We start from the raw sequence: 13,570 nt of genomic DNA, 5'->3' as shown, positions 1-13,570 counted from the left end.
GGGAAGGGGGCGGTCGTTCAGAGCCTCGAGCTCGGCGATTCTGGCGCGCGAGCCGCGCCGCCGGGGGAGCGTAAGTCGGCGTGAGTGCCTGGATTTCCCAAAGCGTTCGCGGTGGTGAGGCGAGGGGCCAGTTGACCGTCGTGGACCTCATCGTCGTCGTGTCCTGCGCGCTGGCGGCGCTGCTCCTGCTGGGGCCGGGCCGGTGGGCGCCGGGGGCGCTGCGCTGCGCGGGGTTGTTCGCGGTGGTGGGCGTGGGGCCGCTCGTCCTCCGCACGCTGGCCGCGTCGTTCCCGGGGCACCGGTGGCTCCACGTCCTCGCGGACTGGTGGCTGCTGCCCACGGCGGTGCTGACGCATGACTGGCTGGCGCCCGTGGTGGACACGGTGAACCCCCTCCTCAAGGACGCGCAGCTGGTGGCGGCCGACCAGCGGCTCTTTGGCATGCAGGCGGCGGTGGTGCTGTCGCGCGTCGTCCCGGCGTGGCTCAACGACATCCTGCTGGTCTGCTACTACGGCCACTTCATCTGGGCGCTGGTGCTGGGGCTGGTGCTCTACCGGCGCCCGGGCGGCGCGGAGTACGACGAGTACCTCACCGCGCTGGGGCTGCTCTTCTGTCTCAACTACGCGGCCTATGTGCTGGTGCCCGCGGTGGGGCCTCGCTACTTCCTCATCGACGCGTTCGATGGGCCGCTGCGCGGAACGCTGACGCCGCTGCTGGACTCGCTCATGCGCAAGCCGCTGTTCGCGCGTGACTGCTTCCCGTCGGGACACACCGGCGCCACGCTGCTGGTGCTGTACTACGCGTGGCGGTTCTCCCGGCGCGTCTTCTGGGTGATGTTGCTGCCGGGCCTGGGACTCATCGCGGCCACGCTGGTGGGCCGCTTCCACTACGCCACGGACCTGCTCTGCGCGGTGCCCATGGTCATGGTGGTGACGGGGCTGGCGCTGGGCGTCTCCCGGGCGGCCCGCCAGCGGGAAGTGGTGAAGGACGCGCGTTCCGTGCCGGTGGACGCTATCGTCCGGCCTTGAGCGCCCGGACTGTTCGCGGCGCGAGGAGCCGACGTCCATGTCCAGGCCCGTAGCCGCGCAGCGCGTCACCCGGTTCGCCACCACCGTCTTCTCCGAGTTCAGCGCCCTGGCCGCCCGCCACGGCGCGGTGAACCTGGGGCAGGGGTTCCCGGACTTCGACGGCCCGGCGGCCATCAAGGAAGCCGCGCAGCGCGCCATCCGCGACGGGGGCAATCAGTACGCCATGGGCGCGGGCGCCCGGGAGCTGCGCGTGGCCATCGCCGAGCACTCGGCGCGCTTCCACGGCCAGGCGGTGGACCCGGACACCATGGTGACGGTGACGAGCGGCGCCACCGAGGCCATCCTCGACACGCTGCTGGGGCTGGTGGACCCGGGCGACGAGGTGGTGGCCTTCGAGCCCTTCTACGACTCCTACGACGCCAACATCACCTTCGTGGGGGCCACCGCGCGCTTCGTGCCGCTGCGCCCGCCGGACGCGGACCACGCGCAGTGGTGGTTCGACCGGGACGAGGTCCGCGCCGCCTTCGGTCCGCGCACCCGGCTGCTCATCCTCAACACGCCGCACAACCCGACGGGGAAGGTGTTCACCCGCGACGAGCTGACGTTCCTGGGCGAGCTGTGCGCCGAGTTCGACGTGAAGGTCCTCTCCGACGAGGTGTACGAGCACATCGTCTTCGCGCCCGCGCGCCACCTGCGTCCGGCCACGCTGCCCGGGCTGGCCGAGCGCACGGTGACGGTGAGCAGCGGCGGCAAGACGTTCAGCCTCACGGGCTGGAAGGTGGGCTGGGTCATCGCGCCGCCGCCGCTGCGGGACGCGGTGCAGCGGGCCCACCAGTTCGTGACGTTCGCCACCGCCGCGCCGCTGCAGGCCGCCATGGCGGAGGCGCTGCGGCTGCCGGACGCGTACTTCACGGCGCTGACGGCGTCCTACGCGGCGAAGCGGGAGCGGCTGCTCACCGGGCTGCGCGAGGCCGGGCTGACGGCGTTCGCCCCGGAGGGCAGCTACTTCATCCTCGCGGACATCGCGCGCCAGGGCTTCGCCGATGACGTGGCCTTCTGCCGCCACCTGGTGTCCGAGGTGGGCGTGGCGGCCATTCCTCCCAGCGTCTTCTATGGCCCCGAGCACCGGCACCTGGGGCAGGGGCTGGCCCGCTTCGCCTTCTGCAAGACGGAGGCGGTGCTGGACGAGGCCGTGCGGCGCCTGCGCGCGGGCCTGCCGTCGCGATGAGCTTCTTCGGGGAGCTCTACCTGCGCAGCACGCTGCCGTACTTGTCGGAGGCCGTCACCGCGCGCGAGGTGGACTACCTGGCCCGGGCCTTCGCGGACGTGGCGGGGCCGGCGCCGGTGGTGGACCTGGGGTGCGGTCATGGCCGTCACGCGGCGCGGTTGAACGCAGCGGGGCCTCTGGCGGGGCGCGTCATCGGGCTGGAGCTGGACGCACTGTCCTTGGCCATGCGGCGTCCGGGCTTCCCGGCGGTCCAGGGAGACTTGCGGGCCCTGCCGTTTCGCGAGGCGTCCCTGGCGGGGGCCTATGCCTGGTACTCGACGCTGGCCGCCTTCACGGATGGCGAGCACATGCACATCCTCCGCGAGGTCGCGCGCGTGCTGCGGCCAGGAGGACGGTGGGTGTTCCAGACGGTGCCGTATGAGCGACTGGCGGCGTCCCCCCGGGCGGCCTTCCGCGAGACGCTGCCGGATGGAAGCGTCCTGGAGGAGGAGAGCTGCTTCGACGCCTCGACGGGGCGGGACGAGGGACAGCGGACGCTGACCTCCCCGGAGGGACGATGCCTGCGCGCATCATTTTCCCTTCGTTACTATCCCCTTGCGGATTGGGTGCGGCTGTTGGAAAGCACGGGGTTTTCCGTCGTCTGGGTGCACGGTGGCCTGGCGGGTGAGCCGCTGGACGCGCAGTCAACCGACCTGATTGTGGGAGCGGAGCGGCGCCATGGCTGAGCTGAAGGAACACTCCAGGGCGAGGTCGGGCTGGCTGGGCCAGCTGCCCAGCAAGGTCGACGTCTACGAAGTCGGCCCCCGGGACGGGTTGCAGAACGAGCTGCGCACGCTGCCCACGCGGGACAAGGCGCGCCTCATCAACGCGCTGGTGGCCGCGGGGGAGAAGCGCATCGAGGTGACGTCGTTCGTGTCACCCAAGTGGATTCCCCAGCTCGCGGACGCCGAGGAGCTGCTGCGGCTGGTGGGCCGGCGCGAGGGCGTCGTGTTCTCCGCGCTGGTGCCCAACCTGAAGGGCCTGGAGCGCGCGAAGGACGCGGGCCTGGAGGAGGCCGCCGTCTTCATCTCCGCCTCCGAGGCGCACTCGAAGAAGAACATCAACAAGAGCATCGCCGAGGCCGTGGTGGGCGCGCGCGAGGTGACGGCCTCCGCGCTCCAGGCGGGCATGCGCGTGCGCGGCTACCTGTCCACCGTGTGGGGCTGCCCCTATGAGGGCGACGTCCCGGTGGAGCGCGTGGTGGACATCTGCCGGCGGCTCGTGGACGCGGGCATCTACCAGCTCAGCCTGGGAGACACGATTGGCATCGGCACGCCGCGCCAGACGGAGGTCTTGCTGGAGGCGCTGCTGAAGCACCTCCCCGTGGAGAAGCTGGCGCTGCACCTGCACGACACGCGCGGCACCGCGCTGGCGAATGCGCTGGTGGGCCTGTCCGCGGGCGTGACGACGTTCGACGCCAGCATCGGCGGCCTGGGGGGGTGCCCCTATGCCCCGGGCGCGGCGGGGAACCTGGCCACCGAGGACGCCGTCTTCATGCTCCATGGCATGGGCGTGGACACGGGCATCAACCTGGACCGGCTGGTGGAGGCCGGGGAGATTGCCCAGGAGCTCATCGGCCGGAAGCTGGCGGGCAAGTACCTCCAGGCCGCGCTGGGCGAGCGCGAGAAGAAGGCCGCCCGCCGGGCCCAGACGTAAGCCCGCTCCGTGAAGCACGGGGGTCGTGATGCACCCGGTAGTCCTGGTAGTCGGTTGTAATTGAAAAATTCCGTCCGGACTTACGCTTCGAGGTGATGAGCGGATAGGGTTGGGGTCGTTTTCACCCCATCTGCTGCCTCGACAGGAAGTGCCGGATGAACGTTTCGCTCGATGCCGACGTCCTCGCGCGACGTTCGCGGTCGTTGTTCGAGGCGCACCAGGAGGCGCTGGGCCGCCGCACGGACCGGATGTTCGCCGTGCTGATGGTGTTTCAGTGGATCGCCGGGCTGGTGGTGGCCCTGCTGCTGTCCCCCCGGACCTGGAGCGGGACGTCCAGTCAGGTCCATCCCCACGTCTGGGCGGCGGCGGGGTTGGGGACCCTCCTGGCGAGCCTGCCGGTGGCCATGGCGTGGACCATGCCGGGGCGGGAGGCCACGCGGTTGGTCATCGCCACGGCGCAGGCGCTGGTGTCGGGGCTGCTCATCCATTTGACGGATGGGCGCATCGAAACGCACTTCCACATCTTCGGCACCCTGGCGCTGCTGGCCATGTACCGGGACGTGCGCGTGTTGTTCCTGTACTCGGCGCTGGTGGCGGCGGACCACCTGCTTCGCGGCCTGTACTGGCCCGTGTCCATCTTCGGCGTGGAGGCCGCCAGTCTCTGGCGCGCGTGGGAGCACATCGCCTGGGTGGTGTTCGAGAACGTGTTCCTCGTGATTGGCGGGCGCGGCGCGGTGAAGGATGCCCGGGAGCTGGCGGCGCGGCAGGCGTGGCTGGAGCTGTCGCAGGGGGAGGTCCGCACGCGGGTGGTGGAGCCGCTGGTGGACTCGGCGCGGGCGCTGACGGAGGCGACCCAGTCGCTCGTGTCGAGCACGGATGACCAGCGCGCGATGCTGTCGCGTCAGTCCGCGGCGCTCACGCAGACGCAGGCCGCGACGAACGAGATGCAGCGGGCGTCGTCCACGGCCTCGCGTCAGGCGGACGCCATCCTCGCCTCCACGCTCCAGGCGGGGGACGTGGGGGCCGACGCCGAGGCCATGCTGGGCCAGAGCATGGAGGGCCTGGAGGCCATCCGCGCGCAGGTGATGGAGATGGCCGGGCTCCTGCGCGGCCTGGACGGCCAGACGCGGCGGCTCTCCAGCGTCACCCTGGCGGTGAAGGACCTGGCGGACCAGTCCCACATGGTGGCGGTGAACGCGGCCATCGAGGCGGCGCGCGCGGGGGAGCACGGCAAGGGCTTCGCGGTGGTGGCCACGGAGATGCGGCGGCTCGCGCGGCAATCCGTCCGGGCGGCGGGGCAGGTGAGCGGCATCCTGGACACCGCGCACCAGTCGCTCCAGCACGTCGTGGAGCTCTCCCTGAAGGGCGCGGACCGGATGGCGCAGGACATCGAGGTGGTGCGCGCGTCCGGAGAGCGCCTGCGCGGCCTGTCCACCATGCTGCGCACCAGCACCGACGGGGTGCAGCAGGTTTCAGCGGCGGTGGCGCGGCAGGCCGCGGGCGTGGCGCAGATCTCCGGCGCGGTGGATGAGCTGTCCGCGATGATGAAGCAGACGCTGGGGCGGGTCGAGCAGACGACCACCGCCGCCCAGACACTTCGCGGGGTGACAGGCCGCGTCCAAGGCGTCATCGAGACCTACCAGGGCGCGGAAGGGGACGCGGCGCCCGGTGGCGGGGCGGCGCACCGCTCCTGACGCTTCCGGCGCTCGGGCTCGCGGCGCCTTCGAGCCACCGCGCGTCACAGGCTCGCGCCCGAGGCGACGCTCGGGCGCGAGGTGCTCCAGGGAGGGGCCCTACCGCCCGTCAATCAACGACGCCAGCCGGTCCTGAAGCCCGAGGTGGGCGGCGGCGCGCTCCAGCATCCGCCGCTCCTTGCGGTCGATGCGGCCGTCCACCAGCGCCATCTCCACGATGTTGCGCAGGAACACCTCCGCCTCGGGGCTGCCCTTCGTCGCCAGGCGGTCGAAGAGCTGGGGCCCCATGCTCAGCGCCAGCTCCACGTTGTCCCACGCCACGCCCCAGCGCTCCGAGCACAGCTTCAGCAGCTTGCGCTCCGCGGACGTCACCTCGCCGTCGGCGGCGGCGATGGCGGCCATCATGTACAGCAGGCGCTGCCGCTCCTGGACGTCCATCACCGCGTCCTCGGCTCGCGGCGCGGCCCGGCGCGGGGGGAGGGCCCGGAACCGCATGTCCTCGTCCGCGTTCCATGCCTCGAACGTGCGCGCCGCCGCGAGCACCCAGTCGCGCTCACCGGTGGCCAGCGGCGTGCCGCAGTATTCGCAGTCCGTGGCGGCGCTGTTCGTCAGGGGCGCGTTGCACTGCGGGCACCGGTCCGTGGACATGCCGTTGGCGGTGTTTGTCTTCGCGCCGTGCTTGCGCGTCAGCGTGAAGATGTGGCGCTGGGGCACGGTGGCCCGGGAGGAGGGCGGCTCCTTGATGGCCCCGATGCCCATGCGCGCGCTCCAGCGAATCTCCACGTGCGCCACGTCGTCGCCCCGTGGGTCCACCTGGAAGGCGCGCACGTCCGCGGAGCCCACGGCGCACTCCAGGAACATGCGGCGGCGGCCCTGCCGTCCCAGCGCCTCCAGCTCCGACTCCAGCCCCTGCACCAGGTCCGCCCGGGCCACCTTGGCCAGCGGCTTCATGTCCCGGCGGCTCTGCGCGTCAATCCACTTCCAGAACAGCAGCGACGCGCGGTCCTCCAGCATCTCCAGGTTGAGCGCCGGGTCGGCCTCGCGCGCCTGCATCAGCCCGTCCACCGTCTTGTGGTACGGCGCGTGCTCGATGCCCTGCGTGATTTCGGACAGCGTCCAGTCGTAGTTGCCAGAGTTCACCACCGCGCCGCAGAACTCGCAGCTGTTGGCCGCGCCGCCGTTGAAGGGCGCGCCGCAGTTGGGGCACTTGCCCTGGAACAGGTCCGCGCCGATGCGCGTCTGCGCCCCCGGCTTGCGCACGAAGGTCCAGACCTCCGTGAAGGCCTCGCTGGGAGCCTTGCGCGCGGCCTCGGTGGCCTGCGCGTCGGTGAAGGACACGGGCACGTCGGTGTCGCGCATCCGCGCGTGGACCCGGACGTGGATGCTGTCGAACCACGGGCTCTGGTCCAGGCCGATGAGCTGGAGGTCCAGCACCTCGAAGTCGGTGATGGCGTCCCGCACGCCCTGCGCGCGCATGAGCTCCAACTGGACGCCGAAGCGCTGGAAGGTGGCGTCCGACAGGAAGGGCCGCACCGGCGTCATGTCCCGGAGGAACCACGCCTGCTGCAGCTCCATGAACAGCCACTTCGTCTTCTCCAGCATCGGCTCCAGCGCGAAGGCGGGGTCCTTCAGCCGGAGGGCGCTCACCCAGCCCTGCACGTCACGCTGGGACACCTGGGTGCGCTGGTAGGCCTCGCGCTGCTCCAGGGCGCGCTTCGTGGTGGCGTCCGGGTGCAGGTTGCGGCGGTACAGCCAGTACACGACGCCGCCCACGCAGAGCATCGGCAGCATGACCTTGGGGTAGCGCCAGACGAGGCTGAAGAGCTGGTAGACGACCCAGAGCGCGACGCCGTCTCCGTCTCCGCCGCCGCGGCCACCGCCGCTGCCGGACGAGGGGCGGGAGTAGTGCTCGCCGCCACCGCCGCGGCCCAGGGCTTCGAGCGGGAGGAGGAGCGCCACGTAGGCGATGGCGGGCAGCCAGGGGGCCCACCGGGAGAGTCGGTGCGAGATGAAGCGCGGAGGCGTGGCCATGTCTCCCATGCTAACCGTTTCCGCCTTGCCAGACCCGGCTTCTGGCCGCACTCTGCCGCGGCCCGGCGCAGCCCGCCTGCACGGCCGGGAAAGGGGAGCGAACATGCCGGAATTCAAGGTCGACGCACGGGGTCCCATCGAAATCTGGACCATCGACGGTGAGAGCCGCCGCAACGCCATCAGCCGCGCCATGCTGAAGGAGCTGGGCGAGCTGGTGACCCGCGTGTCGTCGAGTCGGGACGTGCGCGCCGTCGTCATCACCGGCGCGGGCGACAAGGCCTTCTGCGCCGGCGCCGACCTGAAGGAGCGCGCCACCATGGCGGAGGACGAGGTCCGCGCCTTCCTGGAGGGCCTGCGCCGCACCTTCCGCGCGCTCGAGAAGAGCGACTGCGTCTTCATCGCCGCCATCAACGGCGCGGCCTTCGGGGGTGGCACGGAGCTGGCGCTCGCGTGTGACTTGCGCGTGGCGGCCCCGGCCGCGGAGCTGGGCCTCACCGAGGTGAAGCTGGGCATCATCCCCGGCGGTGGCGGCACGCAGCGCCTGGCGCGCCTGGTGGGGCCGGGCCGCGCCAAGGACCTCATCCTCACCGCCCGCCGCGTCAACGCCGCCGAGGCCTTCAGCGTGGGCCTGGTGAACCGGCTGGCGCCGGAGGGCCACCTGCTGGCCGTGGCGCACGGGGTGGCGGAGTCGGTGGTGGAGAACGCGCCCATCGCCGTGGCGACGGCCAAGCACGCCATCGACGAGGGCACGGGCCTGGAGCTGGACGACGCGCTGGCGCTGGAGCTGCGCAAGTACGAGGAGATCCTCAAGACGGAGGACCGGCTGGAGGGCCTGCGCGCCTTCGCGGAGAAGCGCGCCCCCGTCTACAAGGGCCGCTAGCCCGCACGAAAGAACTCGGGGACGGAAGGCCCGGTCCGCGCCGGTGCCCCGTCCCCGAAGGTTCATCACGTCATGGCCCGAAGGCCGCGCGCGCCGCTCAGGCGTTCGCGGTGCGCTCCTGGCCCAGGTTGACGTGCTGCTTGTTCATGTAGGCCGAGGCCTTGTCCTTCACGGTGGTCCGCAGCTCGGTGCCCGTCTTCGGCGCCATCAGCAGGGCCGCCACGCCACCCGCGGCCACGCCGAGGATGAAGATGCCCAGGCTGCCCAGGCCCGCGCGCGCCGGCTTGTAGGTCGTCAAGCCCACATGCCGCAGCACGTCATCCGGCTCGAAGTCATCCCAACGGTTCCGCGCCACGCGCGGCAGGTCATTGATGAGCTTATGGGCCAGCCACTTGCGGTACAGGTCGCTCCGGGCGATTCCCTTGGCCATCCACTTGCCTTTCTTCGCTGCGAACATGCGTCCCTCCTGGGCCCGATGGTTGCCGGGTGCGCATGACTCGCGAGCGCGCCCCCGTTACGCACCAAGGTAGGCAGGGGAGCCTGGAGCGGCATCCCCCGCGGGGACTGTTCTGTGCGGTGCGTCGTCTGCCTGTCACGCCGCGCCGGTCCCCTAGCGAGAAGGCAGCCAGCCGTAGCCCTTTCTGCTATGTGCCACGGGCCATGTCCCAAGACTCGAGACTGCTGGAGAAGATCGCCCAGGTGGAGAAGGGTGGCTCGCAGAAGTACCACGCGAAGAACACGGAGGCGGGCAAGCTCTTCGCCCGCGAGCGCATCCGCCTGCTGGTGGATGAAGGCTCCTTCGTGGAGGACGCGAAGCTCGCCAACAACCTGGACCCGGACCTGCCCTCGGATGGTGTCGTCATCGGCGTGGGCAAGGTGGCCGGGCGCACCGTGGCCATCATGGCCAACGACTCCACGGTGAAGGCCGGCAGCTGGGGCGCCCGCACGGTGGAGAAGATCCTCCGCATCCAGGAGACGGCCCGCGACCTGCGCTGCCCGCTGTTCTACCTGGTGGACTCCGCTGGCGCCCGCATCACCGACCAGGTGGAGATGTTCCCCGGGCGCCGGGGCGCCGGCCGCATCTTCTACAACGAGGTGCACATGTCCGGCTTCGTGCCGCAGGTGTGCCTGCTCTTCGGGCCGTCCGCCGCCGGTGGCGCGTACATCCCCGCGTTCTGCGACCTGGTCATCATGGTGGAAGGCAACGCCTCCATGTACCTGGGCAGCCCGCGCATGGCGGAGATGGTCATCGGCGAGAAGGTGACCCTGGAGGAGATGGGCGGCGCGAAGATGCACTGCTCCGTCTCCGGCGTCGGCGACGTGCTGGTGAAGACGGAGCAGGAGGCCATCGAGGCGGCGAAGAAGTACATCGGCTACTTCCCGGAGAACTTCTCCCAGACGCCGCCGCGCGCCGAGCCCAGGGCCCCCAAGGCCGGCGGCAAGAAGGTGGAGGAGATCGTCCCCGTCGACCAGAACAAGCCCTTCAACATGCATGAGCTCATCAACGAGCTCATCGACGAGGGCAGCTGGTTCGAGGTGAAGAAGCTCTTCGCCCAGGAGCTCGTCACCGGCCTGGCCCGCATCGACGGCCGCCCGGTGGGCATCGTCGCCAACCAGCCCAAGTACAAGGGCGGCGTGCTCTTCGTGGACAGCGCGGACAAGGCGGCCCGCTTCATCTGGCTGTGTGATGCCTTCAACATCCCGCTGCTCTACCTGGCGGACGTGCCGGGCTTCATGATTGGCACCAAGGTGGAGCGCGCGGGCATCATCCGCGCCGGCGCGAAGATGATCTCCGCCGTGTCCGAGGCCAGCGTGCCCCGCATCTGCGTGGTGGTCCGCAAGGCCTACGGCGCCGGCCTCTACGCCATGAGCGGCCCCGGCTTCGCCCCGGACGCCACCCTCGCGCTGCCCGGCGCGATGATCGCCGTCATGGGCCCGGAGGCGGCGGTGAACGCCGTCTACTACAACAAGATTCAAGAGCTGCCGGAGGCCGAGCGGCCCGCCTACGTCCAGAAGCTGCGCGACGAGTACAAGCAGGACGTGGACATCTACAAGCTGGCCAGCGAGCTCGTCATTGACGACATCGTCCCGGGTGACCGGCTGCGTCAAGAGCTCACCCAGCGCTACGGCGTCTACTCGCAGCGGCAGCAGCCCCGTGCGGAAAAGAAACACGGCGTCTATCCGGTTTGAGTAGGTAGCGTTACCCCACCTCCAAGGCCCGGGCTGCGCCTGGGCCGTCTGCTATAGATCCTGCTGACCATGGATTTTGACCTTCCTGAAAGCCATCGCGCCCTCCAGTCCTCCCTCCGTGACTTCTGCGAACGGCGGGTGAAGCCGTATGCCCGCGAGTGGGACAAGGACGAGAAGTTCCCCATGGAGGTCGTCCGGGAGCTGGGGCAGCTTGGAGTGATGGGCATGCTGGTCGCCGAGGAGTTCGGCGGAGCGGCCATGGACTCGCTCGCCGTGGCGGTGGCGGTGGAGGAGATCGCCCGCTACGACGGCTCGCTCGCGCTGACGGTGGCCAGCCACAACGGCCTGGGCACCAGCCACCTGCGCGTGTTCGGCTCGGACGCGCAGCGCCAGAAGTACCTGCCCAAGCTGGCCACGGGGGAGTACCTGGGCGCGTGGGGCCTGACGGAGCCGGGGTCCGGCTCGGATGCGTCGAGCATGAAGACCACGGCCGTGCGCAAGGGCGACGGCTGGGTGCTCAACGGCGCGAAGATGTTCATCACCCAGGGCACGGTGGGTGACGTGTTCGTGGTGCTGGCCGTCACCTCGCCGCAGAAGCGGCAGAAGGGCATCACCGCGTTCCTGCTGGAGAAGGGCCAGCCGGGCTTCAGCCAGCGCGCCATCCACGGGAAGCTGGGCATGCGCTCGTCGGACACCGCCGAGCTCATCCTGGAGAACGTGGAGCTGCCGGACTCGGCGCGCGTGGGCGAGCTGGACCACGGCTTCATCGACACGATGAAGATCCTGGACCGCGGCCGCATCACCATCGGCGCGCTGGCGGTGGGCCTGGGCCGGGGCGCCCTGGAGGAGTCCATTGGCTACTCGCGCGAGCGCACCGCGTTCGGCCAGCCCATCAGCGAGTTTCAGGGCCTGCGCTGGATGATGGCGGACATGAAGACGGAGCTGGACGCCGCCCGGCTGCTGGTCTACCGCGCGGCGAAGCTGGCCGACGAGGGCAAGCCCTATTCGCGGGAGGCCTCCATGGGGAAGCTGTTCGCCTCCGAGGCGGCCATGCGGGCGTGCAACAAGGCCGTGCAGATCCACGGGGGGTACGGTTACACCCGCGAGTTCCCCGTCGAGCGGTACCTGCGCGACGCCAAGCTGTGTGAGATCGGCGAGGGCACCAGCGAGATCCAGCGTACAATCATCGCCCGAGAAACCTTCAAAGGGGCTTGATGGACACCGCGCGGCTGGAAGGCCTCGGGCTGCAGTTGCGGGAGGACGCGGCCGGCACCGAGGCGGTGCTGGACCTGGAGTCGTCCCCGCTGGTCAATCCCGTCACCCGGGCGTTCATCCCGGAGGTGACCTTCCAGGTGATGGGGGACCGGCTCATCCCCATCGCGCCGCCCGCCGTGGTGGGGCTGGCGCCCATCCTGGTGGGCGCGCTCAGCGACGTGGCCGACATCGAGGCGCTGCTCGCGGACGCGTTCAACGAGCACATCTTCCACGTCCAGCGCCGCTCGGCGGAGCTCCAGGTGCTGGGGCTGACGCCGCGCGTGGAGCCGGAGACGCTGGAGCTGGCCACGGACGTGGTGGACGGGGAGTTGGTCGTCACGCTGGTGTCGGACCGGCTGGGCAACTTTCGCGTGGCCCGCGTGGCCCGCGGAAAGGAAGACCTCCCCACGGGCAGCGGCCACACGCTGGAGCTGTCGGAGTTCCGCGAGCGCGCGGCGCTGACGGGCTACCTGGTCGCGCTCTTTGGAGAGCCGGCGAGCCGCCCGCAGGCCGCGCCCGTGGGCGCCGGGCTGGTGCGCTTCTCCGACATCGTGGAGAAGTTCGGCGCGGAGGCGTTGGTGCCTCCTCGCAGCAGCCTGGAGCTGCTGGCGCAGTTGCAGGTGGAGGGCCGTCCGTACCGCTTCGCCGCCGCGAGGGTGGCGGGCCGCACCTTCCGGGGACTGCTGGCGGGTCCCCAGGGGAAGGAGTGGGCGGGGCGGTTCGAACTGGATGAGTTTCCAGGCATCGTGCGGATGGTGGCGGACCTGCTGAAGGTCCCTCCCGCGGCCGTGAGGCTGGTGGGCCCGGACGCGCCTCAGGAGTGATGCGTTGAGTGGTGCGGACAAGATGAGCCCGTCCGAGCGGGTTCAGTTGCTGGAGTCGCGGCTGGGGTTGAGCTTCTCCCGGATGGAGACGGCGCTGGAGGCCCTGACGCACAAGACGTACGTCAACGAGACGCGGGACAAGGAGCTGAAGGACAACCAGCGCCTGGAGTTCCTGGGCGACTCGGTGGTCAACCTGGCCGTCAGCCACCGGTTGATGGCGCGCTGCCCGGGCCTGCCCGAAGGCGACCTGACCAAGATGCGCGCCCGCGTCGTCAACGAGGACGGCCTGGCCCGCGTGGCCCGGACCATTCCGCTGGGTGACCTGCTGCTGCTGGGCCGGGGCGAGCTCCTGTCCGGCGGCCGGGAGAAGAACTCCGTCCTGGCGGACGCCCTGGAGGCCGTCTTCGGCGCGGTGTTCCTCACCAGCGGGCTGGACGCCGCGGTGGCGCTGGTGGACCGGTACTTCGCGGACCTGCTGGACGAGGTCTCCAACGGCCAGGGACGGCTCGACTACAAGACGCTGCTCCAGGAGCTGGCCCATGAGCGGCTCAAGCTCCAGCCCCGCTACCGCGTGGTCTCCGAGTCCGGTCCGGAACACTCCAAGGTGTTCGAGGTGGAGCTGATGCTGGGGGACACGGCCTTCGCCCGGGCCTCCGGCCGCAGCAAGAAGGAGGCGGAGCAGTCCGCCGCGCAGGCGACGCTGGAGAAGCTGCGGGAAGACGCCACGTGTCCCACCTCCCCCCCGC

At 70.6% G+C, this 13,570-nt stretch carries 12 protein-coding genes; 10 read left to right on the top strand and 2 right to left on the bottom strand.

Going from position 1 to position 13,570, the window contains the following annotated elements:
- Positions 1-140: 140 nt before the first annotated feature.
- The 5 genes from G4D87_RS21095 to G4D87_RS21075 all read left to right on the top strand — a co-directional run bounded on the left by G4D87_RS21095 (position 141) and on the right by G4D87_RS21075 (position 5,645).
- On the top strand, positions 141-1,028 hold the full coding sequence (locus G4D87_RS21095; RefSeq protein ID WP_205507663.1) for a phosphatase PAP2 family protein: 888 nt from the start codon (positions 141-143) through the stop codon (positions 1,026-1,028).
- Positions 1,029-1,065: 37 nt separating this feature from the next.
- Complete coding sequence (locus tag G4D87_RS21090; RefSeq protein WP_163783859.1) at positions 1,066-2,256, top strand: aminotransferase class I/II-fold pyridoxal phosphate-dependent enzyme; 1,191 nt, start codon at positions 1,066-1,068, stop codon at positions 2,254-2,256.
- Positions 2,253-2,981: a class I SAM-dependent methyltransferase gene (locus G4D87_RS21085; protein WP_163783858.1), complete on the top strand. Its 729-nt coding sequence runs from the start codon at positions 2,253-2,255 to the stop codon at positions 2,979-2,981. Before G4D87_RS21090 ends, G4D87_RS21085 begins: the two co-directional genes overlap by 4 nt.
- Positions 2,974-3,951, top strand: a complete 978-nt coding sequence (locus G4D87_RS21080) for a hydroxymethylglutaryl-CoA lyase (RefSeq protein WP_163783857.1) — start codon at positions 2,974-2,976, stop codon at positions 3,949-3,951. Before G4D87_RS21085 ends, G4D87_RS21080 begins: the two co-directional genes overlap by 8 nt.
- Positions 3,952-4,106: 155 nt before the next feature.
- Entirely contained in the window at positions 4,107-5,645 is a 1,539-nt protein-coding gene (locus tag G4D87_RS21075) for a methyl-accepting chemotaxis protein (RefSeq protein WP_163783856.1), read from the top strand.
- Between the two features lie 99 nt (positions 5,646-5,744).
- Here the strand turns inward: G4D87_RS21075 and G4D87_RS21070 are convergent, their stop codons facing one another.
- Positions 5,745-7,676: a TIM44-like domain-containing protein gene (locus tag G4D87_RS21070; protein WP_163783855.1), complete on the bottom strand. Its 1,932-nt coding sequence runs from the start codon at positions 7,674-7,676 to the stop codon at positions 5,745-5,747.
- A 103-nt stretch (positions 7,677-7,779) separates the two neighbouring features.
- Here G4D87_RS21070 and G4D87_RS21065 point away from each other — a divergent pair, with 103 nt between their 5' ends.
- The gene (locus G4D87_RS21065) at positions 7,780-8,556 is read left to right on the top strand and encodes an enoyl-CoA hydratase-related protein (protein WP_163783854.1); all 777 of its coding nucleotides are present in this window, start codon (positions 7,780-7,782) and stop codon (positions 8,554-8,556) included.
- A 97-nt stretch (positions 8,557-8,653) separates the two neighbouring features.
- Here G4D87_RS21065 and G4D87_RS21060 read toward each other — a convergent pair whose 3' ends face one another.
- Positions 8,654-9,013, bottom strand: coding sequence for a YtxH domain-containing protein (locus G4D87_RS21060; RefSeq protein ID WP_163783853.1), 360 nt, complete (start codon positions 9,011-9,013; stop codon positions 8,654-8,656).
- Between the two features lie 203 nt (positions 9,014-9,216).
- Between G4D87_RS21060 and G4D87_RS21055 the strand changes: the two genes are divergently transcribed.
- From G4D87_RS21055 to rnc, 4 genes are all read left to right on the top strand, one after another.
- Positions 9,217-10,746 carry an acyl-CoA carboxylase subunit beta gene (locus tag G4D87_RS21055; protein WP_163783852.1) on the top strand — a complete coding sequence of 510 codons (1,530 nt, stop codon included), beginning with the start codon at positions 9,217-9,219 and terminating at the stop codon, positions 10,744-10,746.
- A 69-nt stretch (positions 10,747-10,815) separates the two neighbouring features.
- Complete coding sequence (locus G4D87_RS21050) at positions 10,816-11,961, top strand: acyl-CoA dehydrogenase family protein (RefSeq protein ID WP_163783851.1); 1,146 nt, start codon at positions 10,816-10,818, stop codon at positions 11,959-11,961.
- Complete coding sequence (locus tag G4D87_RS21045) at positions 11,961-12,824, top strand: hypothetical protein (RefSeq protein ID WP_176410792.1); 864 nt, start codon at positions 11,961-11,963, stop codon at positions 12,822-12,824. The genes G4D87_RS21050 and G4D87_RS21045 overlap by 1 nt, the downstream gene beginning before the upstream one ends.
- Before the next feature lie 22 nt (positions 12,825-12,846).
- Positions 12,847-13,570 (top strand): ribonuclease III (gene rnc, locus G4D87_RS21040; RefSeq protein WP_163783860.1); only part of this gene is annotated, 724 nt, incomplete at its 3' end.

The organism is Myxococcus vastator (assembly GCF_010894475.1).
Lineage (GTDB): Bacteria > Myxococcota > Myxococcia > Myxococcales > Myxococcaceae > Myxococcus > Myxococcus vastator.
Note: the sequence above shows the minus strand (reverse complement) of the source record. Positions and strands in the feature narration are given on the sequence as shown.